Below are 23,090 nucleotides of genomic sequence, written 5' to 3' on the forward strand. Positions count from 1 at the left end.
CTCAAGACACGGGACGGGATATGGCAGAGAAAGAAATCTTTTACGAAATGCTGTGGGACTGCGACCAGTGCAACACCAAGGGGCTGCTGGGCGATTCACATCGCCACTGCCCCACCTGCGGTGCGGCGCAGGACCCCACCAAACGCTATTTCCCCGAACCCGGTACCGAGGTTGAGGCCCGCAACCACCAGTTTGTGGGTGCGGACTGGAGCTGTGCTTTCTGCAGCTCCCCCAACTCCGCGGCGGCCGCACATTGCACCAATTGTGGCGCGGGCCAGGATGGCACCAAACCGGTAGCACTGGTCACCGATACCGCGGCACCCGCGCCGGAGCCCATAGCGAGCACTGCGCCTGCTGCGCCGCGTTCCGGCTGGTGGCGTTGGGTGCTGGCCCTCGTTGCATTGGTGGTGGTGGCGCTGGGCTTTATGTTCACCAGCAAACACGAAGCCACGGCTACTGTGTCGGCCAAAAGCTGGCAACGCGAAATACAAATCGAAAAATTCGGCCCCGTATCCGACTCCGCCTGGTGCGACAGCATGCCGGGTGATGCCTATGCCGTGAGCCAAAGCCGCGAGCAACGCTCCACCCGCAGCATCCCAGATGGCCAGGTCTGCCATGACGAACGTATTGACAAGGGGGATGGCACCTTTGTAAAGCGCCGCGAATGCACGCCCCGCTACCGCGAGGAGCCGGTCTACGACAACCGCTGTCGCTACCAGGTCAACCGCTGGCGCAGCTACCGCACGGTGAAGGCCGGGCCGCAGACCGCGGCTGCACCGGCGTGGCCAAGCCTAAACAACATCGGCACGGGCAACAGCCTGGTGGGCAACACCATGGGGGCCGAACGCGCCGGAGCACGTAGTGAAAGTTATGTGTTGTCCCTGCAATCCGAAGGCAGGAGCTGGACCTGCAATGTGAGCGAAGCGGTGTGGAACAAATACGAACAAGGCACAACCGCACCGATACAGGTGCGCATGACTGGTGGTGCGGATTGCAGTAGCCTCAAATAGATGTTGTTGCACTACCCGCTTGCGTTCTTAAAGTCCCTGGTCCAAGACTACCAACGGCACCTGACACCCCAACTGCAAGGCATGGCCCGCGGCCAGCCTGCACCCGGCATACACGACATGGACCCGGCCATAGAAGCCATGGAGCAGACCCATGGCCGCGCGCTGCTGCAGTTGGACACGGCCAATGGGTCCTGGGCGTTCATCCGCAGCATCATTCGGTCTACCCGGCCCCACCTGTGGTGGACCCTGGTCTACATGGCCATCACCACCATGGCAGCTGCAGCACCGGCGCTGCTGATCGAACAGGTCATCACCCGATTCGACGCCATCAAGGCAGCGCCCTGGCTGCCCGAGCACGTGGCGCTGCTGCTGGCCTTTCCGCTGGTGATTTATGTCACTAATGTCACGTTTATCCGTTACCTGAAAGCCTTCTCGCAGGCGCACCTGTTGCAGCGCAGCGCGCTGATGCAAGCCTTTGCCCAAAAGTGGTTCCGGCTGGACCCGCGTGTGCGCCACGAGCTGCCGCAGGGCAATACCCAAAACCTGATGCACGTGGATGTGCCAGCGGTCAGCCACTGTGTGGAGCGCATTGTGGATGCCGGCATGGTGGTGGTCCATATCGCCATCGCGGGTCTCTTGTTGTGGCGCTACTTGGGGGTCACCGCACTGGTGGGCCTGGGCCTGATGGCGCTAAGCATGCCCGTGCTGAAATACATCGTGCGCGAAACCGGCCAGCGCCAGACCGACCTGCTGCGCGCCCGCGACCAGCGGCTGGATTTGTTGTCGCAGATTCTGACGGCCATCAAGGTCATCAAACTCTCGGGCTGGTCCGACATCTTTCTGGGCCGCACGCGGCGTGCGCGCAGTGCGGAGGTGGACCGCCTGATCTCGGTCATGCTGCTGCAGACCCGCTCATCCCTGGTGTTCTCTTGCACCGGCTTGGTGGTGGCTACTGCCACTTACGGCCTCTACATCTGGCGGGGTGGCGAGCTGAATGCGGCCATGTTGATTCCCACGCTGTTGATTTTTCAGGGGCTCGAATTTCCGTTCGTGGTGCTCAGCGATGTGGCCGGCATCCTGGCACAGACCGATGTGTCAGCCAAGCGGCTGCTGGACTTTTTCAATCTGAAGGACGCCGAACCCGCCAAGCCCGCAGAGGCCGGGCCAGTGGGCCTGCAGATCAACGATGTCAGCTTCAGCGCCGTGGAAGGCCAGCCCATTCTGCGCGATATCACGCTGGACCTGCAGGCCGGCCAGAGCCTGGCCATCGTCGGGCCCGTGGGCGCCGGCAAGTCCGTGCTGCTGCGCCTGCTGCTATCGGAGTACGCGGCCAGCAGCGGTGTCGTCCGCTGGTGCGGCAGACCGCAGTTTGCCTACTGCCCGCAAGAGACTTTTATTGCCAGCGGCACGCTGCGCGACAACCTGACGCTGTATGGCGAGGGCGAACACCTGAGCGACGCCCACATCCAGCGCGCCCTGCAACTGGCCAGCCTGTCGCACGAGGTCAACCAATGGCCCGCCGGGCTTGACACCGAGATTGGCGAGCGCGGGCTCAACCTCTCGGGCGGGCAGAAACAACGCGTGTCGCTGGCACGCGCAGTGCTGCACCCGGCCAATGTGGTGATTCTGGATGACCCGCTGTCCGCGCTGGACGTAGGGACCGAGGGGCGCATTGCCGACGACTTGCTGTTTGGCGAGTGGAAAGACACGCTGCGCATTTGCGTGACCCACCGCCTGGCACACCTGGACCGGTTTGACCGCATCCTGTTCATCGACACCGATGGCCGCGGTGAATTTGGCACGCTGGACCAGTTGCGCACGGCCAATGCCCGCTTCTCCAACTTCTTGCGCATCGAGCTGGAAGGCCATGCCGACCATGCGGCTGTGTTGCAGCACCTTGGGGGCAACGCGGCATCGGTGTCCGAGAAAGAAGAAAGCCTGACCGCCGTAGAGGGTCAGGCCGTGGGCAAGGTGCGCGCTGCGATGTGGAAGAACCTGCTGCTGACGCTGGGTGAAAGTGGCTGGCAGGGCCATGCAGTCGGCGGTGCCGTACTCGTGCTGGGCCTGATGTTTGTGGCCAGTGCCCTGCCGATGTCACAGCAGTATTTGATGTCACACATGGACGGCACCCACGCCATCACACCCTGGCAGTTTTTTGCCGCCTTCGCCGGCCTCACCCTCATCATCCTGCTGGTGAGTTACGTGGCGCAGGCCACCTTTCGCCGGGCTTGCGCCCACACCGCACAAAAGGCGCACGACAACATGCTGACCGGGGTGATGCAGTCCCCACTGCGCTTTTTTGAGACTACGCCATCGGGCCGCATGCTGAACCGCTTCTCGGCCGACATCCAGCAGCTGGATGTGGAATTGGCCGCGCGGGGCTTTCGCTTTACCCATGGCGCGACCACTGCCCTGGCCTGTGCACTGGGCGTGGTGGCGGTGACTGCACTGGCCGCCCTGCCCTTCACGCTGGCCACCTATGTATCGGTGCGCGTGTCGCGCCTCTACGGTGTAGCGATCCGCGAGAACTCGCGCGTGTCATCGGTGGTGCGTTCACCGGTGTTCTCACTGTTCAACGACGGCCTGCGCGGCCACTCCACGCTGCGTGCCTTTGGCCGCGAGGCCAATCTGGTGGCGCGCTTCGACCAGGCCAACCACCTGCGGCTGAACACCGAGATGCGGGGCTGGAACCTGGCCTTCTGGCTGGGCATGCGCCTGACCCTGGTCTCCTGTGTGTTGATGTGCTGCCTGGTCTTGCCCTTCTTCTGGTTAGGGCCACAGCCCTGGCTTCCCAGCTTTGGCGCGGGCACGGTGGGCCTGCTGCTGGCCCTGACCTTTGGCCTGCTGGACCGCATAGACCGGCTGTGCCGCGACTTCTTTGCACTGGCCACCGTGTTGGTGCCGTGGGAGCGCTGCCAGCAGTGGGCCGAACTGCCAGCGGAGGCCGATGCGCACACGCAGGCAGCGGCACCCGCCCCGGTTCCCGATAACTGGCCCAGCGCCGGCCACATCGAGTTTCGCAATGCCTGCCTGCGGTATGCGCCTGAGCTGCCAGCCGTGGTGGAAGACGCCAGCTTTACGGTGGCAGCGCAGAGCCACGTGGCCCTGCTGGGCCGCACCGGGGCCGGTAAGTCAACCGTGCTGCTGGCCCTGCTGCGCACACTCAGCGTGGACAGGGGTGACATCTTGATTGACGGCATCAACATCAACGACGTGCCCCATGCACGCCTGCGCCAGGCCATTGCCTATGTGCCGCAAGAGCCGGTGCTGTTCCTGGGGCCGCTGCGTGCGTCCATTGACGTGACCGGGGACTACAGCGACGACGACATCCAGGCCGCGCTGGTCCAGATTGGTCTGGCCGACTTTGTGGCCAACCTGCCCCTGGGCCTGGACACACCGCTGGAAGAAGGCGGCCGCAATATCAGCGCCGGCCAGCGCCAGTTGATCTGCCTGGCCCGCGCCCTGTTGTCCAAAGCGCGCATCGTGCTGATGGACGAGGCCACCGCCAGCGTGGATGTGGAAACCGATGAACTGATCCGCGCGGCTATCCAGAAACACCTGCGCGGCACCACCATTGTGCTGATTGCGCACCGGCCCAGCTCTTTGGCGCTGTGTGACCAGTGGATACACGTGGAGCATGGCCGCACCACGGTGGTGGACCGCACCGTCACGGCGCTGCAAGCGTGATAGCGTCTTGCAAACCGCTCGTACAACTTTACATGGAGGGGCTTGAATCGCGTGGCGATCAGGACCATGATGATGTGGTGAGAACTTTCGAGGAGGCTGCCAGATGGCAATCATGACAAGTAACACCCTTTTGAAACGCCTGGCGCGTACGGCGTTGGTCGCAGCGGCCGTCGTGTTGGCCGGTTGCGCGACCGTGTCCACGGTCGAGAGCGATGTGCAGAGTTTTGCCACCACGCCCACCCCGGTACAGCCTGGCACGTTCCGCTTCGAGCGGTTGCCGTCGCAAGATGTAGACGCCGCACAAGCCGCATCGCTGGAAAACATGGCACAGGCAGCGTTGGCAAAGTTTGGCTTTAGCCGCAATGACACCGGTGCGCGCTACAGCGTGCAAATCGGCGCGGGCACGGTAGAGACCGTGTCGACCTTCTCGGACCCCTTCTTCGGGCGCTCGGCGTGGTCACCGTTTGGCCGGCCCCGCATGTGGCCCGGCCGGCACTTCTACGGCTCCCCCTGGTTGATGGACCGCGAAAGTTATGTGACCCGCGTGCGTATGGAGATCCGCGATCTGGGCACCGGCAAGGTGGTGTACGAGAGCACAGCCACCAATGAGGAGAGCTGGTTCAACCCCGCCCGGGTTTTGCCTGCCCTGTTTGAAGCGGCGATGGCGGACTTTCCCTCACCGCCCAAGGGTATACGCAAGGTTGTCGTGAAGCTGCCCGGTGCGCCGTAATACCTGCAGCGCGGGGCGTCGCCACTAGCGAGCCCAAGTCGCGAACTCTGCCAGGAAATCGCTCCCCGGTGGGCTCACGAGCTTGCGCTTGGGCCCGCCATAGTTGCCGAAAAGCGCCTGGTGGGCCGACAACGAGAGATCACCCTGGCGCGTGTAGTACTCACGCACCCACGCCAGCAAAAACTCGAGCTTACTATCTTGCTCTTCCTTGGATGGGTATTTATGAGGCTCCCATGGGCGAGCGCGGCAGTGGTCCAAGCACACGTCAACGCCTGGCTCGACAAACAGTAGCATGGGGGAGTATTGAAGTGTTGCTGCAACCAGGTTGCCATAGCAACCTTCAACGACCCAGTGCGGGGCTGCTTCACAGAACGAGGTGACGGCAGAGGTGGCGACTGCGGCATCGCGAGCAACTGCAATCTTTCCCGGTTCCCAAGCGACCGTGTCCAGATCAAGCGTTGGCAGCGCATGCACGGCTGCTAGTGTTCTCGCTATCGTGGACTTGCCCGATCCGGAGTTTCCGATGATTGCGATGCGCATGCTTTTCATGATGTCCAACGTCACAGCTCAGCGGGCTAAGCCATCCGCTGTAGAGAAAAGTTAGCCAGCATCTCCAAAACACGACGAGCTTCTTCAACGAGCGGCTGGCTATTTTCGTAGCTCCAAGTCGCGTCGCACCAATCACAGCAATTCCAGAGGTCGCCCAGCCAAGACGGCGACACATGACTCGTCGGTGCGTTGGTGAATCCATCGTTCTGCAACACTCCAAGGACATAGATCGTATCGAGATCGGACACCAACTCGCACAACGATTGAACCGTACGTTCTCGGACAAGGAACTGCCGAAGAGCCTTCCGTAGCGACCCAATCGCAAAGGGCAATGCTTCTTTTGAGTTTGGCCGAAACTTATTGAGATCCCATGCGATTTCTGCAAGGAGACGAGTCACCACTGAAACGTCGTCGACTGTCAAGACGTCCCAAACCAGCGAGTGAACCTCCCCTGTTGCCGCATTAGCAATGCCCGCCCAAGCCATAACTTCGGACAATTCGCCCACGCCGTAATGGAGTTCAACGGCAAGCCGATTCAAGTCGTTGCGCCAATCGTTCATGCCGCTGGCTAACGTGTTATCTCAGTGAAACCTGTCTTATCAACAAAGCAGTCTTGAACCATGATTTCACTCCCAATATTTTCAAGTGATTGGTTTATAGCTGAATTGCCAACAGGTCCCATCGTGACCCAGAACAAAATGGCGGCAACCCCTGCAAAACCGCCAATCGGGCGCAGAACAGATGCAGCGTCAATGAATTTCAATTTGCTATCGTTTAAGTAGCATTGGAGTGATATTTCACCCGGGCTAGATGCCAATTTCATTCAAGCGACCGAGAGTGGACACCGCACCGTTTAAAAGCTCAACGCCCCTGTGCGCTTGGCCGCGTCCAGCACGATATGGGTGGTGAAGCTACGCACATTCGCATCGTGCAGCAGGCAGGCCTTGCAGAACGCGTCGTACGCAGCCAGGTCTGCCACGATAACCACCAACACATAGTCGGCCGCACCGGTCACGCCGTAACACTGCTGCACCTCGCCACGCGCGGTCACCTTGTCGCGGAAGGCGCGGGTGGCGTGGGCGGATTCGTCGACCAGGTCCACATGCACGATGGCGGTCATGCCCAGGCCCAGGGGCTGGCAGTCCAGCACGGCCACCTCGGCCTGGATGACACCGGTCTCACGCATGCGTTTGAGGCGGCGCTGCACGGCGGCGGCAGACAAACCCACCTGCGCGCCGATCTGTTCGCCAGGCAAGCGGGTATTGCGTTGGTACAGGGCCAGTATCTGGCGGTCAAAACTGTCTAGCGGGACTGCGTCTGAAGGCATGTGACTTTTCGCCGCATGGGCGGCACGGGCAATGCGGCCAAGCCGCAGCAAGGGGTGGGTAAAAGCGGCCGGGCGCAGCGCCAACGCGCCGACACTCTTGCCATGCCTTCCATTATCAACACTACTACTTCCCATCGCCTGTCGCTGGACCACATCGCGCACGCCGCTGCGGTGGTGGACCCGGCATTTCTGAACAGCCCGCAGTTTGACTGCGAGCCCCTGTCCCACGCATTGGGCGTTCCGTCGCTGACGCTCAAGGTCGAGTCGCTGAACCCACTGCGCTCGTTCAAAGGCCGGGGCGCTGACTTCTTCATGCACCAGAATGCCGAGCGTCTGGCAGGCCGCACGCTGGTCTGCGCCACTGCCGGCAACTGGGGCCAGGCCATGGCCTACGTGTGCCGCGCCCGGCAGTGGCCGCTGGTGGTGTACTGCGCCACCACGGCCAATGCCTACAAGGTGGAGCGCATGCGTGCGCTGGGTGCCGAGGTGCGCCTGTACAGCGAGGACTTTGACAGCGCCAAGGAAGAGGCCAAACGCTTCTGCGCCAACAGCGGCGGGTATTTTGTGGAAGACGGTGCAGAGGCCAGCATTGCCGAAGGCGAAGGCACCATCGCCCGCGAGATGCTGGCGCGGCGCGTCTTTGACACCCTGCTGGTGCCGCTGGGCAACGGCGCGCTGTTGACCGGCATGGGCCGCTGGACCAAGGCCCATGCGCCCGATGTGCGCGTGATCGGCGTGTGTGCTGCAGGCGCGGACGCCATGGCCGCATCCTGGCACAAGGGCCGTGTGGTGAACCGCGGTGTGGCCAGCACGATTGCCGACGGCATCGCCGTACGTATGCCGGTACCCGAGGCGCAGGCCGACATGAAGGGCACCGTAGACGATGTGCTACTGGTCAGCGAAGCGGCGATTGAACGCGCCATGCGCCTGGTCTTCCAACACGCAGGTCTGGTGGTGGAACCTGCCGGTGTGGTGGGTGTAGCTGCTGTGCTGGAGCAACCTGGGCTGCGCACGCAGCGCTTGGCCACGGTCTTGTGCGGCAGCAACCTGACCGGTGAGCAGGTGGCCCGTTGGCTGGTGTAGCCCCCACGCTTCCCTGTGCATCCAAATGTTTTGAAGGAGAACACTGTGATTGACCATGTATCCCTGGGCACCCGCCACTATGCGCAAGCCGTTGCCTTTTACCAGCAGGCACTCAAGCCGCTGGGCCTGGCGCTGCAGCGTGACACCGGCGCAGAAGCCGCATTCGGCACCGCGTCGCAGTGGTCGTTTTTTCTGTACCCGGTGGAAGAAGACCAGCCCGTGACGGCAAAAGGCACACACGTCGCACTGGGTGCAGCATCGCGTGCGGTGGTGGCAGAGGCCCACGCCGCTGCGCTGGCTGCATCAGGCCAAGATATTTTTACGCCGCGCACCCGGCCCGACATCAGCCCCACCTACTTTGGCGCGATGTTTCATGACCTGGACGGCCACCGCATCGAGATGCTGACCAACGCGGCCTGAGGCAAATGGACGGTGGTGGTGGTGTTCCAATAGCTGCATGGACTTGTTATTTCTCGGTACCTCTTCGGGCACCCCCACCAAGCAACGCAACGTGACCGCACTGGCACTGGTGGCCGACAGCGGCAAGGGCTGGTACCTGGTGGATTGTGGCGAGGCCACACAACACCAGCTGCTGCACACCCCCCTGTCGCTCAGCGCCTTGCGTGCCATTTTCATCACCCATGTGCATGGCGACCATTGCTACGGCCTGCCCGGCCTGCTGGCCAGTGCCGCCATGTCGGGGCGCACCGCGCCACTGCCCATCATTGCACCGCAGGGGATAGAAACCTGGATACGGACGACCCTGGCGCTGACCACGGTGTACCTGCCGTTCACGCTGGAGTTCATCGCCACCGAAAGTTTTGGTGCGTGGCAAGACGCCGAGTGGCGCGTGCAAAGCGAGCCACTGTCCCACCGCGTGCCGTCGTATGCCTATAGCTTTGCCGAGTTGCATGTAGAGCCCAGCATGGACACCGCAAAACTTGCTGCCGACGGCGTGCCGCAGGGTGCCATCTGGGGGCGCCTGAAAAATGGCGAGGATGTGGTTCATGCAGGGCGCACCTTGCACAGTGCCGACTACCTGTCGTACCCCAACCCGGTCCGCAAAATTGTCGTGGGTGGTGACAACGACACGCCTTCCCTGTTGCGCTCGCTGTGCGAGGGTGCGCAGGTGCTGGTGCATGAGGCCACGTACACACAAGCCGTGGCCGACAAGAATGGCGCGAGCTACCAACACAGCTCGGCGGCCAGCGTGGCGGCCTTCGCCCAGGCGGCAGGTGTTCCCAACCTGGTGCTGACCCATTTCAGCCCCCGCTACCAGTCGGATACCCGGCAATCCCCCTCCATCGCCGACATACAGGCCGAAGCAGCGGCTGGCTACACGGGGCAGCTTTTTCTGGCGGAAGACTTCGCGCGATTCCGGCTCAGCCGCTCGGGTCTGCTGGCGCGGGTAGTCTAGCCGTGAGGCGGCATAAGCGCCTCATCTACTACAGTTTTGATAGCGTTAGCGCTATATTTTTCGGGGGCTAGAGGCCGATTTGGCCACTAACTACTTTTGAGGATAGGCCAGATCGCCGCGGCGGTTTTGGGCATGTGAAGCCTCGTCATGGCCGGTGGCCTGGGGCTTTTCCTTGCCAAAGCTCACCGCTTCCAACTGTGCGTCTCTTGCACCATAAATCTTCAGGGCCCGCACCACGGCCTCGGCTCGTTTTTGCCCCAGTGCCAGGTTGTATTCGGTGCCGCCCAGTTCGTCGGTATTGCCTTCGACCCGGATGCTGATGCCGGCATGGGCGGCCAGGTATTTGCCGTGCATCTCCAGCACCGGGGTGTATTCGGGCTTGACGGTGTACTGGTCAAAGTCGAAGTAGATGCTGCGTTTCTGGGACAGCGGGCTCTTGGGGTCCAGGTGTTCGGACAGTCGGCCTACGGGATCGGAAATGACGACCCCGTTGGTCACCGGCTGTTCCGCCTTGGTCACGGTCTGCGTAGTTGCGGTGTCGGTTGTAGTGGTGGTGTTGCTGGTGGCCATAGGCGTGCTGCTGCAGGCACCCAGCAGGATGGTGGTGGCGGTCGCTGCAAGCAGGGCCAGTCGGTGGATGGATGTCATGGTGGTGTGCTCCTCGGTGGTGGTGTTTGCAAGGCTGGTCTGTTGTCTACGGTCTGGATTGTTCGGGTGCAGACTTAGGTGAAACTTAAACCGCGCCGCAACAGCGTGAACACGTCTGCAAGTGGGCAAAATAGCCCTCATGCGTTTGTTACTGGTTGAAGACGATCCGATGATTGGCGAGTCCGTGCTGGATCTGCTGCGTGCCGACGGGTATGCAGTGGACTGGGTCAGGGATGGCGAGATGGCCGACGTCACTCTGGACACCGAGACCTATGACCTGGTGCTACTGGACCTGGGCCTGCCCAAGCGCGATGGCCTGGCCGTGTTGCGGCGGCTGCGCGCCCGCAAGAACCGCACGCCGGTGCTGATTGCCACCGCACGCGACGCGCTGGAGCAAAGGGTACAGGGCCTGGACATGGGCGCGGACGACTACATCATCAAACCCTACGCGATAGACGAGCTGCTGGCCCGTATCCGCGCGCTGATACGCCGTGCATCGGGCCGGGCCGAACCCGTCTACGAACACATGGGCATCAGCATAGACCCCGCAACCCGGGAGGTGCTGGTGGAAGGCCAGCCCGTGACCCTGGTGGCACGCGAGTGGGCCATCCTGGAGCCCCTGTTGGCGCGCCCGGGCATGGTGCTGTCGCGCAAACAACTGGAGGACAAGCTCTACAGCTGGAAGGAGGAGGTCAGCAGCAATGCGGTGGAGGTCTATATCCACGGCCTGCGCAAGAAGCTGGGTGCCCACCTGATACAGAACGTGCGCGGCGTGGGCTACATGGTGCCCAAGGCAGAACCATGAGCAACGCGTCTTCGTCCGGCATGGGGCATTCGCTGCGCGCGCGCCTGCTGGTGCTGCTCTTCAGCGTGGTGCTGCTCACGGCGGCGGTGCAGGCGTTTGTGGCCTACCGCACCTCGCTGGACCAGACCATCGAGATCTTTGACTACCAGATGGAGCAGATGGCCCTCTCGCTGCGCAAAGGTCTGCCTATAGGCGGCTACCTGGCCAATAGCTTCAGGGACAACACCGACACCAGTTTCGAGTTTTTGATCCAGGTGACCGGAGCGGGTGGCAAGACGATTTTCCAGTCATCCCCCGGCGCCGTGCTGCCGCTGGACGCTGCGCCCGGGCTCTCCCATTTCGATGCCGGTGGCAAGACCTACAAACTGTTTTCGCTGCAGTCGGGCGACCAGTTCATACAGGTGGCGCAAGACCTGTCGGCACGGCACGGTTTGGCCCGAAAGCTGGCCTTACAAGCGGTCAGCCCTGTGGTCGTCATGGTGCCGTTGTTGATACTGTTGGTGTGGTGGGTGGTCAGCGCGTCGCTGGCGCCTGCGGAGCGGGTGCGCAGCCAACTGGCCTTGCGACGCGCCGATGAACTGACCGAGGTCAATGAAGAGGGCCTTCCAGCAGAGATCGCTCCGCTGGTGCGTGAACTCAATCTGCTGCTGCACCGCGTGCGCAGTGCCTTCGAGGCGCAGAAACACTTCATTGCCGATGCGGCGCATGAACTGCGCTCGCCCCTCTCGGCACTCAAGCTGCAGGTGGAAGGCCTGCGCCGAGCCGGCGACGCAGTTGCGCGTGATGTGGCGATCGGCCGGCTGGCGGCAGGCATTGACCGTGCGACGCGGTTGGTGGAGCAGCTGCTGGTGCTGGCACGCCAGCAGGCTGCGCCCAGCGATCTGGCGATCAAAGCCCCGGTGCCCATAGCCCAGCTGGTGCAGAGTGTGGTGGGGGACCTGTGGGAGACCGCCAGCGCACGGCGCATCGACATGGGCCTGGTCGCCGCGCAAGACGGCACTGTGATGGGCCACAGCGACGCGCTGGCCATTCTGGTGCGCAACCTGCTGGACAACGCCATCAAGTTCACACCCGAGGGTGGCACGGTGAATGTGTCGGTGTTGGCGAACACCACCGGCATGCAGCTCGTGGTGGAAGACAGTGGCCCCGGCGTTCCGATAGCAGACCGGGCGCGCCTCTTTGACCGCTTCTACCGGGTCGCAGGGCCCCAGAGCGGAACGCTGGGTAGCGGCCTGGGTTTGGCGATTGTCAAAACGATTGTCGACATGCATGGGGCCCGCATCACCCTGGACACGTCGGAATCCTTGGGCGGCCTAAAGGTCTGCGTTGCATTCGACACACCTGGCGTTCGGCCAGGCGATTAAGGTGCCGGCCGGTCCGGGCCCTGCGTGCCCTGTGCGCGGGCGGCCAGGTAGGCATAGAGGTCGGCAATATGGGCATTCACGCGAGGCTCGGTCTGCCAAGCCGGCATGCTGAGCACGTAGGCCTTGCGTTGCACCAGATCGTCGACCAGGGCGTCCCTCGCAGCACCCTCGGGTTTGGTGGCTCCCAGTTGGGCGCTCCAGTCATACCGGTTGAGCACCAGGCCCACGAACTGGCGTGGCCCCATGTTGCGCACGGCGGGCAGCAGGTTGGGCGCACCGGCCGTGCCGGTGGCGGCCGGCCCGTGGCAGGCGGCACATTTGTCCTGAAAAACACGCCAACCGGCGTAGACCGAACCCGGGGGCTGGGCTTGCTGCTTCAGTGCCTGTGCGGGCTGGGTGTTTTGCACTTCTACGGCGCACCCTGCCAGCGCGACCAGGCAGGCTGCCGACAGTGTCGATAAAAGTCTTGGCATGTTCATCCCCTTTTAGTCACCTTGCCGACAAGGTGAATGCAAGGCCATTGTGGGCGGCGGGCGGGGTCCCGGTGTTGATACAGATCAACGACCGAGTCACCACACACCCAGAGTAGGATGGCACCCATCTTTAGGGAGTGACCATGTGCCGCAACATCAAAACCCTGTTCAACTTTGAGCCCCCCGCCACGGAGCTGGAGATACGCGACGCGTCGTTGCAGTTCGTGCGCAAGCTCAGCGGTTTCAATCTGCCGTCCAAGGCCAACGAGGCTGCGTTTGAACGGGCCATTGAAGACGTGGCTGCCGCGGCCCGTGTGCTGATTGCGTCCCTGGTGACCCACGCCGAGCCGCGCAACCGCGAGGTGGAAGCCGCCAAGGCACGCGCCGCATCGCTGGAGCGATTCAGTGCGCCCACAAAAGCTGTATAAAGTGCCACCCACCCACAACCCCACGGAGACCCGCGCCATGCACCCAGACACCATGAAACACAAAGCCAGCCTGTGGGAAGGTGAATTCGGCACCTCACGCCACATCACCGATGTGCACTGGGAGGGAGACATCACCCAGCAGGAGCTGGCCGAAGTGGCAGAGCAGATTTCACCCGACTGGCAGACCGTAGACCTTGAACTGGACCCGGCCCACCCCCAGCACGGCCAGACCTTCCGGTTGGTAAAAAGGCCCAGCGGGCCCAGCCTTGAAGACGAGGCCTTTGCACTGAGCGTGCTGGAGGCCGAAGACGAGCTGGAAGGCCACTATGTGTGGGTGCATTGCTGCCGCCACATTGACGACCCCGAGGGCGAACTGGAAGACGCCACCGGCCGCACCTACCGCCAGCTGTTCAACACCATCATGTTCTGCGTGGAGTTCACCACGTTTGACGAGATTGCCGCGCAGTGCGACGAGCACTTTGGCACGGACGGCTGGGACGAATACGAGCTGTACCTGGACGACGAACTGCCAGAGCCCGTCGCAACGTATGACTAGTCCGTCGTTTTAGACGGTGTGGGTGCGCTCAATACCGAGCGCACCTCATGTGCTTCCACATCCACAATGTCGGCGCTGTTGGTGTGTGAGCCACCGCTGGCACCAGGCCGAAAACCCGGGCGAAACTGCTGTGCGGTCTGGTTGAAGCGGGCAAAGGTGGTCACCACCGCGGGCTTGCGGCCGGTCACCAAAAACCGCAACACCAGCACGATAACCACCAGCAAGCCGGCCAACAAAACACTCAGCGCAAACACGGCTGCAAACACCAGCAGCACCAGTTTGACCACGCCCCGCAGCAGGCTGGCCACCGTATCAAAAATCAGATTCATGCTGGCATTTTGCCTCGGCTGCCCAAATCCACACGCTGGATTGTTGGTATCGGCGGCCCGTTTTACTCACGGGCGGTGGCCATCAGCGCGGCAAACCCGATGAATACACCGCCGGTCAGCCGGTTGAAGGCACGCATCACGTTGGCGCGCTGCAGGTAGACCGACAAGCGCTTGCCGCTGACCGCGTAAACCATGTACCAGCCCACTTCGATCACCGTGAACGTGGCCAGCAGAATAGCGAACTGCGGAAACTGGGGCGCATCCGCGTGGATGAACTGCGGAAAAAATGCCGCGGCAAACAGGATGGCCTTGGGGTTGCTGGCGGCCACCAGAAAGGCCTGGCGGTAGATGGCGCCGGTATTCAAAGCAGGCATGACGACGGGCGATGTTTCGGCGGCGGTCTGGTCCTGCACTGGCGAGCGCCACACCTTGATGCCCAGGTAAGCCAGGTAGGCGGCACCGGCCAAGCGCAATGCCTCGAACACCTGGGGCGAGGTCTGCAAGACCGCACCCAGACCAGCAGCAGAAATGCTCATCATCGCTAGCAAGGCGGTCATGCAGCCCAGCATGGCGACCACCGATGCACGCACGCCATGTTTGGCGCTGACACTCATCACCATCAGCATATTGGGGCCAGGCGTGGCGGAGACTACAAATGTCATCAGGATAAAGAGCCACCAGGTGCTGAGGGTCATGGGATGTTTCTCTGTAGGGGATTGGCACCCAAGGCTATCAGATTGCGCATGCGCACTGCCGTGCAACGTCAATCTCTTGAATCCATTTGCAGCCTGCCTGCGTATTCAGTACAGCCGCGACATTTCGGCTTATCTGTTACCAACCCCTCAGGAGTTAATTCACATGGCATCCCGTACTACTACCCGCACACTCGCATCCTTCAGCCTGGCCCTCATCATGTCTGCCGTGTCCGTGGCCGCCATGGCCGACGTCATGGTGGGTGGTGCACCCATGCTGGCGTCCAAAGACATCATCGACAACGCCGTCAACTCCAAGGACCACACCACGCTGGTGGCTGCGGTCAAGGCGGCTGGCTTGGTCGAGACGCTCAAGGGCCCTGGCCCCTTCACCGTGTTTGCGCCCACCAATGCGGCCTTTTCCGCGCTGCCCGCCGGCACCGTGGAGACGCTGCTCAAGCCCGACAACAAAGGCACGCTGACTACCATACTGACCTACCACGTGGTGGCCGGCAAGTGGGACGCAGCGGCCATCAGCAAAATGATCATGGATGGCAAAGGCATGGCCACCATCAAGACCGTGAGCGGCGGCACGCTGACCGCCAAGGCCAGCGGCTCCAAAGTCATGGTGACCGATGAAAAAGGTGGCACCGCCACTGTGACTATTGCCGATGTTTACCAGTCCAACGGCGTGATCCACGTCATCGACAAGGTGCTGTTGCCCAAGTAAAGCTGCCAGCCATGCGGCGGTTCCTTAAAATCGCCGCATGACTGCACACACCACCCCCACCATCGCCACGCACAGTGGCAGCTTCCACGCCGACGACGTTTTCGGCGTTGGCATTCTGATGGGGGTTTTCCCATCACACACCTTGGTGCGCACACGCAAACAAGAGCTGATTGACGCTGCCGATTTCGCAGTGGATGTGGGCGGCAGCTGGAACGTTGCCACTGGCCGTTTTGACCACCACCAGCGCGGCTTTGACGGTGCACGGCCCACACAGGACGTGGACGGGCAAACAGTACCCGGTGTGGGCTACGCCAGCGCTGGACTGTTGTGGGCTGCATTTGGCGCCGCCTATGTTGCCGCCTGGGCCAAAAACCACGGCCACAGCCTGAGCCCCGAGGCTACCGCGGAAGTGGTCCGCTCCATAGACCATTCGCTGGTGCAGTACCTGGACATTGTGGACACCGGCAAGGGCGACGTGTCGCCCGGCATCTTTGGCCTGTCGTCACTGATTGCCCAGCTCAACACGCATTGGATGGAAGAGCAGGGCCTGGACGGCACGGCCAAGGCCCAGTTGCAGGAGGAGCGCTTTCGCGAGGCCATCACCATCACGCGCAAGTTTCTGGACCATGCCATCAGCAAAAAGGTGGCGCAGATCCGCGCCATGGACACGGTACGCAACGCGCCGCGCCTGCTGGGCGGCCGTGTGCTGCATCTGAGCGAAGGTGGCATGCCGTGGACCCACGTGGTGCTGCACGAGATGCCCGAAGTGGTGTTTGTGATCTACCCGGACTCGGACGGCGACCAGTACCAGATCAAGACCGTGCCCGTGGAAGCCGGCTCTTTCACCGCCAAGCTGGACCTGCCCCGCAGCTGGGCCGGCCTGCGCGACCAGGAGCTGGCCGCCGTGACCGGCGTGGCCGACAGTGTTTTCTGCCACCTGAATGTGTTTATTGCCGGGGCGCGCAGCTTTGAAGGCGCGGTGAAACTGGCCGAACTGGCACTGGCATAGGCAACACCGCCCCTCAGACGCTACATAATCAATAGCGTACTAGTGAGATTTTTCAGGGGCTAGAGGGCGATTTTCCATAAACCCCCTCTGCTGGGCCACAAATCCGTCAAACGCATCCAGCAAGGCTTGCCACTTGGCGCTGTTGCCTTCCAGCTGCGCCAGCGCTGCACAGGTGGCCTCTAACGTAGACAGTTGCCCCGGCAGGTGTGCCTTGCGGATCGCGTACCGGCCCTCAGGCACTTCCTTCAGTGCCAACCGTGGCAAGCGTTGAAGCGCAGGGCTTAGGTGCAGCATCTTGCGGCTCTTGCGCCAGGTGGCGTCCAGCACAACCAGACGGACCAGCGATGGATCCAGCAGTTGTGTGGTGTCCAGCGCCGCCGGAGTCGCGTGGCCCTCGTACGCGGAAGGCGGGTACAGCAGCACGGTGTAGCGCGGCTCGGGCATCAGCACTTGCAATGCCGTGTCGTCAAACACTTCACCCACCGCCATGCGGCTCTGCTGCAAGCTCAGATGCAGCAGGCGTGCACTGTTCTTGGCGTGGTGCTCTTCCAGCGGGTGCTGCAAGATCAGCACCGCGGAGGCATGGGGCGTGGGTGTTGCGAAGCGGCAGATGCAGGTGGATTGCGGGCGCTGGCAGCGGGGGCAAATGGGGCGAACGGATCTGGTCATGCAATGGCGTGGGTACACCGCACATTGTAAAAAGCGGCTGGTGCTCGCCGCGACTCTGTTATTCTCAAACGCGTTGGAGCCCACCCCCATTCAAATGACAAGTAAGTCACTGGGCCTCTTGGCCACTATCTTGCTCTCCTGCCTCGCCCATGCACAGAACGCTGCCGAGGGCCCGGCGGATGGATGGCGGGGTTTGTTGCTGAACAACGTCACCCTGCAAACCAGCACGCAAGCAGCCTTACGCAACCGGCCCAGCCCCTTCCGTCCAAACCTTGTGACCGACAACGGCGCCCGCCTATTGAGCTTCGTTGCACTGCAGTACACCCGTGGTGAATGGAGTTTTTCTGGCGCCTACTCCGACAACCGCACTCTCGGTGGCGATGGCAATGCCTATTCGTTGACCAATCCCATGGGATTTGGCGTCAACACCGTCGAGACCATTGGTTCCACCCGCGAGGCCGTCAACTTCAAATCCGGCTTGCAGGAGCTGGCAGCAACCTACCGCAAAAATGGCAGGCTGGTGATGGTGGGCAAGATAGACACCGCCAACTGGTATCTGGCCGATCCACTGTTCGGTGGTGACCTGACGACCGGCAACGACTATGGGAACGCCGCCACGCGCGCGGTGGCGCCACCTTTTCCGTCAGCGGCGGTGGTGGTCAAACAGGACTTGGGCCATGGGTTTTCGCTGACTGGCATCATGGGCGACGCGTTCGGCGACCGCGAGACCCTGAACGCCGGGCGCAATCTGGCGCAGGGTGATCTGGCCTACGTGCTGGAGCTTAACTTTCAGGACTCCAAACAGCACTACCAATTAACCCTGAACCACATAGATGCGTTCCGCTACTACGACAAAGATGCCGTGTGGCCGGGGCCAGGCGACAAGGGGCCCAGCGTCGACGCGGTGATGGCAACGGCCAGCTACCGGTTCAACCCGAACTGGGCGGGCTTTGCCCGGGCGAGTTACGCCAAGGGTGACGGGCAGATTGAAGACCTCAATTACCTTGCCGGGGTGCGCTACGATCTCGGCAAGTTCTATTTGCTGGTATCGCAATCGGCAACACGCGTGGCCACTGACAACACCCCCTACAAGCGTGGTGCCAGGGGCGACACCACCTGGGTCAGCGAATGCACGCTCAACTACAAGTTACATCCGCAAGTCACCGTGGGTCTGACCTACGACCTCTACAACAGCAGCGGCAGTGCGCTGCTGGCTAAAGATGGCGGATGGAATGGCGCCAAACGCAACCAGGTGATAGGTTTGCGTGTCACATCCTTCTTGCCTTTTTGATGGATACGGACATGGCATATTCCAGTGGTTCCGCAGCGTCTTCTACGACCCGGGGGCAGCGGCTGACCATCTTGAAGCTAGCGGGCGCTATCTTGATCGGCTTCCTGCTGTTGGGCAGCTGGCTGGTACTCGACTTGCAGCGCGGTTACGACAAAGTCCTTGCCGACACCTCTTACCGGGCCATGCAACGGGCCCAGATCATCGGTCAGGCCTTCCGCACCGAAGTGCTGGCTGCCGACTATGTACTGCGCGATGTGCTGGGGCGCTTTCAGGAGGCGGATCTGGTGTACCCGGACCCCGATGCGGACCATGCGCGGCGCATGACGATGCTCCTGAAGGAAAAGGCAGACACCGTGCCGGACTTCTTCAGCATGGTGATCTTCAACCGCGACTGTGTTTTCGCGGTAACACCTACAGGCAAGAACACGGGTGTTCAGTCGAAGGCCGAGTTGTGCACGGCCCGCAAGCTGCATGACGGGCCTGGCCCCATGGCCAGCTACGTTTCAGGCAAAAGCTCAGCATCGGGACGCTCGGTGCTGGTGTTATCGCGCCACCTCAGGTCCGCTTCGGGAGATTTTTTGGGCGGCGTGATGGGTGTTATCGAGCTGGACCGGGCGCAGCGCCGGTTCGATGCACTCAGTATGGAGCACGGGGACTCTGTTGCACTATTGGATGAAGGGCAGGTACTCCTTGCGCGGCGTCCCCAGTTGCCCGATTTGCTTGAGAAGCGCGTAGCGTCCCCTGCATTTTCCGCAGAATTGCAGACACAGGCCTCTGCAGGCACAGTTGCAGCCCAAGCCGATGTAGATGGACACGAGCGCTTGTTCGGGTTCAGCAAAATCGACGGTTTCCCTTTCGTGATCGCCTACGGTTTTGATAAAACCCTGGCATTGCGCGAATGGCAGCGGCGCGCGGCGGAGCTTGGTGTCGGCTATTTTGTCTTGCTGGTGTTAGCAGTCTTTGCTGCCCGGGCGCACTGGGTCACGCTGCGTCAGCGTGACGCGCTGATGGCCAGCGAGACCGCCTTGCAGGAACTCGCCACACGAGATGGACTAACCGGTCTCTACAACCGCCGGTTCCTCGATGCCGTGTTGTCGCGTGAAATTGCCCGATCAGAACGTGAAAAGCAACAGCTGGCCATCATCATGCTCGATGTGGACCACTTCAAAAAGGTGAACGACCAATACGGGCATGCAGCGGGCGATGAAGTCTTGAAAGCCCTGGCAGCATTGCTCAAAACGGGCGCCCGTGAAAGTGATCTGATCTGCCGTTATGGCGGAGAAGAGTTTGTCGCGGTTATGCCCGACATGTCCGCAGAACAAGCCGTGGTGCGGGCAGAATCTTGGCGCAAACAACTGGAAGATTTGACACTGGTAGTGGGAGAGTTCCGCATCAAGACAACCGTGTCAGCCGGTATTGCAGTGTTCCCCGACCATGGCACCAGCCCGGATCGTCTGCTGAACCTGGCCGATGAAATGCCGTACCAGTCCAAGAATACTGGTCGGAACCGCACTTCATTAGCGCCGACCGCGTAGCCAGTTCCCCTGCCAGGGTCTATGCCGCCATGTAGGCCTGCAGCCCCACCAGCAGCGCATCAAACGCCACCTTGCAGCGCGGACTGTTGCGCAGGTCCTCGTGCATGGTGAGCCAGGTTTCCAGCGCCAGCGGAGTGCTGCCGGGCAGCAGGTGCACCAGGTCGGGGTTGCGTGCAGCCAATGCCACCTGGCAAATGCCGATGCCACTGCCGGCGCGGATCAGAGCCAGTTGCGCCAGGTCGCTGTCGGTGCGCACGGCAAAGGCATCACGGTTCCACACCGGAAAGGCCTTGGTAGCGGCACGCACAAATGGTGTCTCTTCGTCAAAGCCAATCAGGGCATGCTGCGCCAGATCGGTCAGCGACGTGGGAGTGCCACGCGTTTGCAAATAGCGTGTGTGTGCGTGCAAGCCCAGCTTTACGACGCCCACACGCCGGGCGATCAACAGCTCTTGCTTGGGTTGCGTCATGCGCACGGCAATATCGGCCTCGCGCTTGAGCAGGTCCTGCACGCGGTTGGTCAGCACCAGCTCCACCTTCAGATCGGGGTGGGCGCGCTGCAGTTCGGCAACGATGGGTGGCAACACTTCCACACCGATCACTTCGCTGGCCGTGACGCGCACCGTGCCCCGGATACCGGCACCGTGGCTCTCGGCGGCGCGCCGCAGTGCAGCGGCAGAACTGCCCATGGCCTGCACAAAACTTTGTAGCTCCAGCGCCGCCTCGGTAGGCAGCAGCCCCAGTTGGGAACGGGTGAACAGCACCACCCCCAGTGACTTCTCCAGTGCTTCAATGTGGCGCCCCACCGTGGGTTGTGCAATGCCCATGGCGCGGGCGGCGCCCGAGAGCGAGCCCTCCTTGATCACGTTGAGATACGAGCGGTAGAGCTCCCAGTCAATGCCGTTGTCGTGCGGGTCTTTGGTCATGCATAAATGTATAGCTGCTGGTATATGTTGGTCAATTGCGTAACAGCGCCATCACTTCGACACTTCATCCATCGCAACAACATTGTCTTCAAGGAGATTTGACATGGACAACAGCAACAGCAAAACAGCATTGGCCAAAACGGCGCTGGTACTCGGCGCAACCGGCGGCATCGGTGGAGAGGTAGCCCGGCAGCTGCGTGACGCAGGCTGGACGGTGCGGGCCCTCTGCCGCGGTGGTGAACAAGCCCTGGAGCGGCGCGACGGCATGGTGTGGATACGCGGCGACGCGATGAACCGCGCCGACGTGGTGTCTGCAGCCAGCGGCTGCCAGGTCATCGTGCATGCCGTCAACCCGCCCGGCTACCTGCGCTGGGCCGAGCTGGTGCTGCCCATGCTGGACAACACCATAGCCGCGGCCCAGGCCAACGACGCCACCATCGTGTTGCCCGGCACGGTCTACAACTTTGGCCCCAGCGCCTTCCCCTTGCTGCGCGAAGACTCGCCGCAAGAACCCGTGACCCGCAAGGGCGCGATTCGGGTCGAACTGGAACAACGCCTGCGCACGGCCAGCGACAACGGTTGCCAAGTGATCGTGGTACGCGCAGGCGATTTCTTTGGCCCCAAGGTCGGCAACAGCTGGTTCTCGCAAGGGCTGGTCAAACCGAACCTGCCGGTCAAGGCCGTGCAGCTGCCCGGCGCACACGGTGTGGGCCACCAATGGTCTTACCTGCCCGATGTGGCCCGCACCATGGTCGCGCTGGTGCAGCGCCGCGACACGCTGGAGCCGTTTGCCACCTTCCATATGCAGGGCCACTGGGATGCCGACGGCACCCAGATGGCGGCAGCCATTTGCCGCGTGGTCACCAAACGCGGCGGCGCCAAGCCCGCGGTGCGCGCATTCCCTTGGTGGATGGTCGCGCTGGCATCACCCTTTGTGGCGACCCTGCGGGAACTGCGCGAGATGCGGTATTTGTGGCATGTGCCGCTGGGCATGGACAACACCAAGCTGGTGGCGACGCTTGGGTATGAGCCGCACACACCACTGGACGAAGCGGTGGAGGCTGCGCTGGAAGGCATGGGTTGTTTTGCGGCTGAAGCCGCCGCCGCGATAAAGTCCGGCGTTGTGCGCATAGCCGCCCATTGAGCGATAACAATAGGGGCTGCACCGCAACAGTCAGGCAGACAGACACACAGCCCCCATCGCAAGGAGTTCTTTCCATGGCAGCAACGGCATCCGAAAAAATCAAAGGCCCCGCGTCGTATTTCCCATCCATCGAGAAAACCTACGGCCACCCCATGGACCATTGGTTTGGCCTGGTGCGTCAACAGCAACAGAGCATGAAACACATGGAGATCGTGAACTGGCTCAAGGCGGAGCATGGCATGGGGCATGGGCATGCCAATGCGGTTGTGGCGTTTTGTTTGGCGAAGGGGAAGACCTGAGCTTGAATCGTTCAAGTAGATAGCCCCAACAGATTCCCGCTTTGGACCTTACTCAAGCCCAAGAATACTGTTGACGGATTGCTCCAGCATTTCGACGAGCTCCGGGTCCATGTATTTGTATTCATCTGGAATGTCCAGAACATGGATTGGCTTGTTGTCCAGCAGCCGGGTGAACTCGGCCTTGAGCCTGGATTTGTGCTTTTCTTCCATGACCATGATCACGTTGGCCCATTGGATGTCCTCGGCAGACACTGTGTGGCGGGCGTTGGGGCTTGTCCCCGCTGAGCGCGCCGAGACAGTTGGGTGCTTTCGCCACAGTTGTTCAGCGGTTGGGCTGCGCCATTGATTTTTGCTGCAGATGAACAACACGTTGCGCTTCACGTCAGACTT

Annotated in this window: 27 protein-coding genes; 16 read left to right on the forward strand and 11 right to left on the reverse strand. The window is 61.9% G+C overall.

The annotated features are described in order from the left end of the window. Positions 1 to 20: 20 nt before the first annotated feature. The 3 genes from HZ993_RS13925 to HZ993_RS13935 all read left to right on the forward strand — a co-directional run bounded on the left by HZ993_RS13925 (position 21) and on the right by HZ993_RS13935 (position 5,427). Positions 21 to 1,010: a hypothetical protein gene (locus HZ993_RS13925; protein ID WP_209393340.1), complete on the forward strand. Its 990-nt coding sequence runs from the start codon at positions 21 to 23 to the stop codon at positions 1,008 to 1,010. Next, the gene (locus HZ993_RS13930; protein ID WP_209393341.1) at positions 1,011 to 4,697 is read left to right on the forward strand and encodes an ATP-binding cassette domain-containing protein; all 3,687 of its coding nucleotides are present in this window, start codon (positions 1,011 to 1,013) and stop codon (positions 4,695 to 4,697) included. 103 nt (positions 4,698 to 4,800) lie between these two features. Beyond that, positions 4,801 to 5,427, forward strand: coding sequence for a DUF4136 domain-containing protein (locus HZ993_RS13935; RefSeq protein ID WP_209393342.1), 627 nt, complete (start codon positions 4,801 to 4,803; stop codon positions 5,425 to 5,427). 24 nt (positions 5,428 to 5,451) lie between these two features. On the opposite strand, the gene HZ993_RS13940 is transcribed toward HZ993_RS13935, so the two are convergent. From HZ993_RS13940 to HZ993_RS13955, 4 genes are all read right to left on the reverse strand, one after another. Beyond that, positions 5,452 to 5,985, reverse strand: coding sequence for a dephospho-CoA kinase (locus HZ993_RS13940; protein ID WP_209393343.1), 534 nt, complete (start codon positions 5,983 to 5,985; stop codon positions 5,452 to 5,454). 17 nt (positions 5,986 to 6,002) lie between these two features. Continuing rightward, positions 6,003 to 6,536 carry a hypothetical protein gene (locus HZ993_RS13945; protein WP_209393344.1) on the reverse strand — a complete coding sequence of 178 codons (534 nt, stop codon included), beginning with the start codon at positions 6,534 to 6,536 and terminating at the stop codon, positions 6,003 to 6,005. Positions 6,537 to 6,544: 8 nt separating this feature from the next. After that, the gene (locus HZ993_RS13950) at positions 6,545 to 6,739 is read right to left on the reverse strand and encodes a hypothetical protein (RefSeq protein WP_209393345.1); all 195 of its coding nucleotides are present in this window, start codon (positions 6,737 to 6,739) and stop codon (positions 6,545 to 6,547) included. A gap of 90 nt (positions 6,740 to 6,829) precedes the next feature. Next, positions 6,830 to 7,303: an Lrp/AsnC family transcriptional regulator gene (locus HZ993_RS13955; protein WP_209393346.1), complete on the reverse strand. Its 474-nt coding sequence runs from the start codon at positions 7,301 to 7,303 to the stop codon at positions 6,830 to 6,832. Between the two features lie 102 nt (positions 7,304 to 7,405). Between HZ993_RS13955 and HZ993_RS13960 the strand changes: the two genes are divergently transcribed. The 3 genes from HZ993_RS13960 to HZ993_RS13970 are packed head-to-tail and all read left to right on the forward strand — an operon-like array spanning position 7,406 to position 9,803. Then, positions 7,406 to 8,386 carry a threonine/serine dehydratase gene (locus tag HZ993_RS13960; protein WP_209393347.1) on the forward strand — a complete coding sequence of 327 codons (981 nt, stop codon included), beginning with the start codon at positions 7,406 to 7,408 and terminating at the stop codon, positions 8,384 to 8,386. Positions 8,387 to 8,431: 45 nt separating this feature from the next. Then, a complete protein-coding gene (locus HZ993_RS13965; protein ID WP_209393348.1) occupies positions 8,432 to 8,806 on the forward strand; it encodes a VOC family protein in 375 nt (124 codons plus the stop codon). 37 nt (positions 8,807 to 8,843) lie between these two features. Further along, positions 8,844 to 9,803, forward strand: a complete 960-nt coding sequence (locus HZ993_RS13970) for a ribonuclease Z (protein ID WP_209393349.1) — start codon at positions 8,844 to 8,846, stop codon at positions 9,801 to 9,803. Positions 9,804 to 9,893: 90 nt separating this feature from the next. Here HZ993_RS13970 and pal read toward each other — a convergent pair whose 3' ends face one another. After that, positions 9,894 to 10,451 carry a peptidoglycan-associated lipoprotein Pal gene (pal, locus tag HZ993_RS13975; RefSeq protein ID WP_209393350.1) on the reverse strand — a complete coding sequence of 186 codons (558 nt, stop codon included), beginning with the start codon at positions 10,449 to 10,451 and terminating at the stop codon, positions 9,894 to 9,896. Positions 10,452 to 10,590: 139 nt separating this feature from the next. On the opposite strand from pal, the gene HZ993_RS13980 reads away from it, so the two are divergent. Next, positions 10,591 to 11,256: a response regulator gene (locus tag HZ993_RS13980; RefSeq protein ID WP_209393351.1), complete on the forward strand. Its 666-nt coding sequence runs from the start codon at positions 10,591 to 10,593 to the stop codon at positions 11,254 to 11,256. Next, positions 11,253 to 12,620 carry an ATP-binding protein gene (locus tag HZ993_RS13985; protein WP_245213627.1) on the forward strand — a complete coding sequence of 456 codons (1,368 nt, stop codon included), beginning with the start codon at positions 11,253 to 11,255 and terminating at the stop codon, positions 12,618 to 12,620. The genes HZ993_RS13980 and HZ993_RS13985 overlap by 4 nt, the downstream gene beginning before the upstream one ends. On the opposite strand, the gene HZ993_RS13990 is transcribed toward HZ993_RS13985, so the two are convergent. Beyond that, positions 12,617 to 13,093, reverse strand: a complete 477-nt coding sequence (locus HZ993_RS13990; RefSeq protein WP_209393352.1) for a c-type cytochrome — start codon at positions 13,091 to 13,093, stop codon at positions 12,617 to 12,619. The two genes, HZ993_RS13985 and HZ993_RS13990, sit on opposite strands and share 4 nt — an antisense overlap. Before the next feature lie 143 nt (positions 13,094 to 13,236). Here HZ993_RS13990 and HZ993_RS13995 point away from each other — a divergent pair, with 143 nt between their 5' ends. Beyond that, complete coding sequence (locus HZ993_RS13995) at positions 13,237 to 13,521, forward strand: DUF2277 domain-containing protein (protein ID WP_209393353.1); 285 nt, start codon at positions 13,237 to 13,239, stop codon at positions 13,519 to 13,521. A gap of 37 nt (positions 13,522 to 13,558) precedes the next feature. Next, positions 13,559 to 14,077 carry a hypothetical protein gene (locus HZ993_RS14000; protein ID WP_209393354.1) on the forward strand — a complete coding sequence of 173 codons (519 nt, stop codon included), beginning with the start codon at positions 13,559 to 13,561 and terminating at the stop codon, positions 14,075 to 14,077. Here HZ993_RS14000 and HZ993_RS14005 read toward each other — a convergent pair. Next, positions 14,074 to 14,406 (reverse strand): hypothetical protein, encoded by a 333-nt coding sequence (locus HZ993_RS14005; protein ID WP_209393355.1) that lies wholly within the window; start codon positions 14,404 to 14,406, stop codon positions 14,074 to 14,076. The genes HZ993_RS14000 and HZ993_RS14005 overlap by 4 nt on opposite strands. A 62-nt stretch (positions 14,407 to 14,468) precedes the next feature. After that, positions 14,469 to 15,101: a LysE family translocator gene (locus HZ993_RS14010; RefSeq protein WP_209393356.1), complete on the reverse strand. Its 633-nt coding sequence runs from the start codon at positions 15,099 to 15,101 to the stop codon at positions 14,469 to 14,471. A 163-nt stretch (positions 15,102 to 15,264) separates the two neighbouring features. Here HZ993_RS14010 and HZ993_RS14015 point away from each other — a divergent pair, with 163 nt between their 5' ends. Together HZ993_RS14015 and HZ993_RS14020 are read left to right on the forward strand one after the other, a co-directional pair. Next, a complete protein-coding gene (locus tag HZ993_RS14015; RefSeq protein ID WP_209393357.1) occupies positions 15,265 to 15,828 on the forward strand; it encodes a fasciclin domain-containing protein in 564 nt (187 codons plus the stop codon). Positions 15,829 to 15,865: 37 nt separating this feature from the next. After that, positions 15,866 to 16,837 (forward strand): MYG1 family protein, encoded by a 972-nt coding sequence (locus HZ993_RS14020; protein WP_209393358.1) that lies wholly within the window; start codon positions 15,866 to 15,868, stop codon positions 16,835 to 16,837. A gap of 39 nt (positions 16,838 to 16,876) precedes the next feature. On the opposite strand, the gene HZ993_RS14025 is transcribed toward HZ993_RS14020, so the two are convergent. Then, on the reverse strand, positions 16,877 to 17,506 hold the full coding sequence (locus HZ993_RS14025) for a tRNA-uridine aminocarboxypropyltransferase (protein ID WP_209393359.1): 630 nt from the start codon (positions 17,504 to 17,506) through the stop codon (positions 16,877 to 16,879). A 94-nt stretch (positions 17,507 to 17,600) separates the two neighbouring features. On the opposite strand from HZ993_RS14025, the gene HZ993_RS14030 reads away from it, so the two are divergent. After that, positions 17,601 to 18,797 carry a hypothetical protein gene (locus tag HZ993_RS14030; protein ID WP_209393360.1) on the forward strand — a complete coding sequence of 399 codons (1,197 nt, stop codon included), beginning with the start codon at positions 17,601 to 17,603 and terminating at the stop codon, positions 18,795 to 18,797. Between the two features lie 11 nt (positions 18,798 to 18,808). Further along, the gene (locus tag HZ993_RS14035) at positions 18,809 to 20,332 is read left to right on the forward strand and encodes a sensor domain-containing diguanylate cyclase (RefSeq protein ID WP_209393361.1); all 1,524 of its coding nucleotides are present in this window, start codon (positions 18,809 to 18,811) and stop codon (positions 20,330 to 20,332) included. Between the two features lie 19 nt (positions 20,333 to 20,351). On the opposite strand, the gene HZ993_RS14040 is transcribed toward HZ993_RS14035, so the two are convergent. Beyond that, positions 20,352 to 21,257 carry a LysR family transcriptional regulator gene (locus tag HZ993_RS14040; RefSeq protein ID WP_209393362.1) on the reverse strand — a complete coding sequence of 302 codons (906 nt, stop codon included), beginning with the start codon at positions 21,255 to 21,257 and terminating at the stop codon, positions 20,352 to 20,354. Between the two features lie 103 nt (positions 21,258 to 21,360). On the opposite strand from HZ993_RS14040, the gene HZ993_RS14045 reads away from it, so the two are divergent. Together HZ993_RS14045 and HZ993_RS14050 are read left to right on the forward strand one after the other, a co-directional pair. Further along, a complete protein-coding gene (locus HZ993_RS14045) occupies positions 21,361 to 22,401 on the forward strand; it encodes an SDR family oxidoreductase (RefSeq protein WP_209393363.1) in 1,041 nt (346 codons plus the stop codon). 74 nt (positions 22,402 to 22,475) lie between these two features. Further along, positions 22,476 to 22,700 carry a DUF4287 domain-containing protein gene (locus HZ993_RS14050; RefSeq protein WP_209393364.1) on the forward strand — a complete coding sequence of 75 codons (225 nt, stop codon included), beginning with the start codon at positions 22,476 to 22,478 and terminating at the stop codon, positions 22,698 to 22,700. A gap of 48 nt (positions 22,701 to 22,748) precedes the next feature. On the opposite strand, the gene HZ993_RS14055 is transcribed toward HZ993_RS14050, so the two are convergent. After that, entirely contained in the window at positions 22,749 to 23,081 is a 333-nt protein-coding gene (locus tag HZ993_RS14055; protein WP_371816931.1) for a low molecular weight protein tyrosine phosphatase family protein, read from the reverse strand. Between the last annotated feature and the right edge of the window lie 9 nt (positions 23,082 to 23,090).

The sequence above is a fragment of the Rhodoferax sp. AJA081-3 genome, assembly GCF_017798165.1.
In the GTDB taxonomy this organism is placed as follows: Bacteria; Pseudomonadota; Gammaproteobacteria; order Burkholderiales; family Burkholderiaceae_C; genus Allorhodoferax.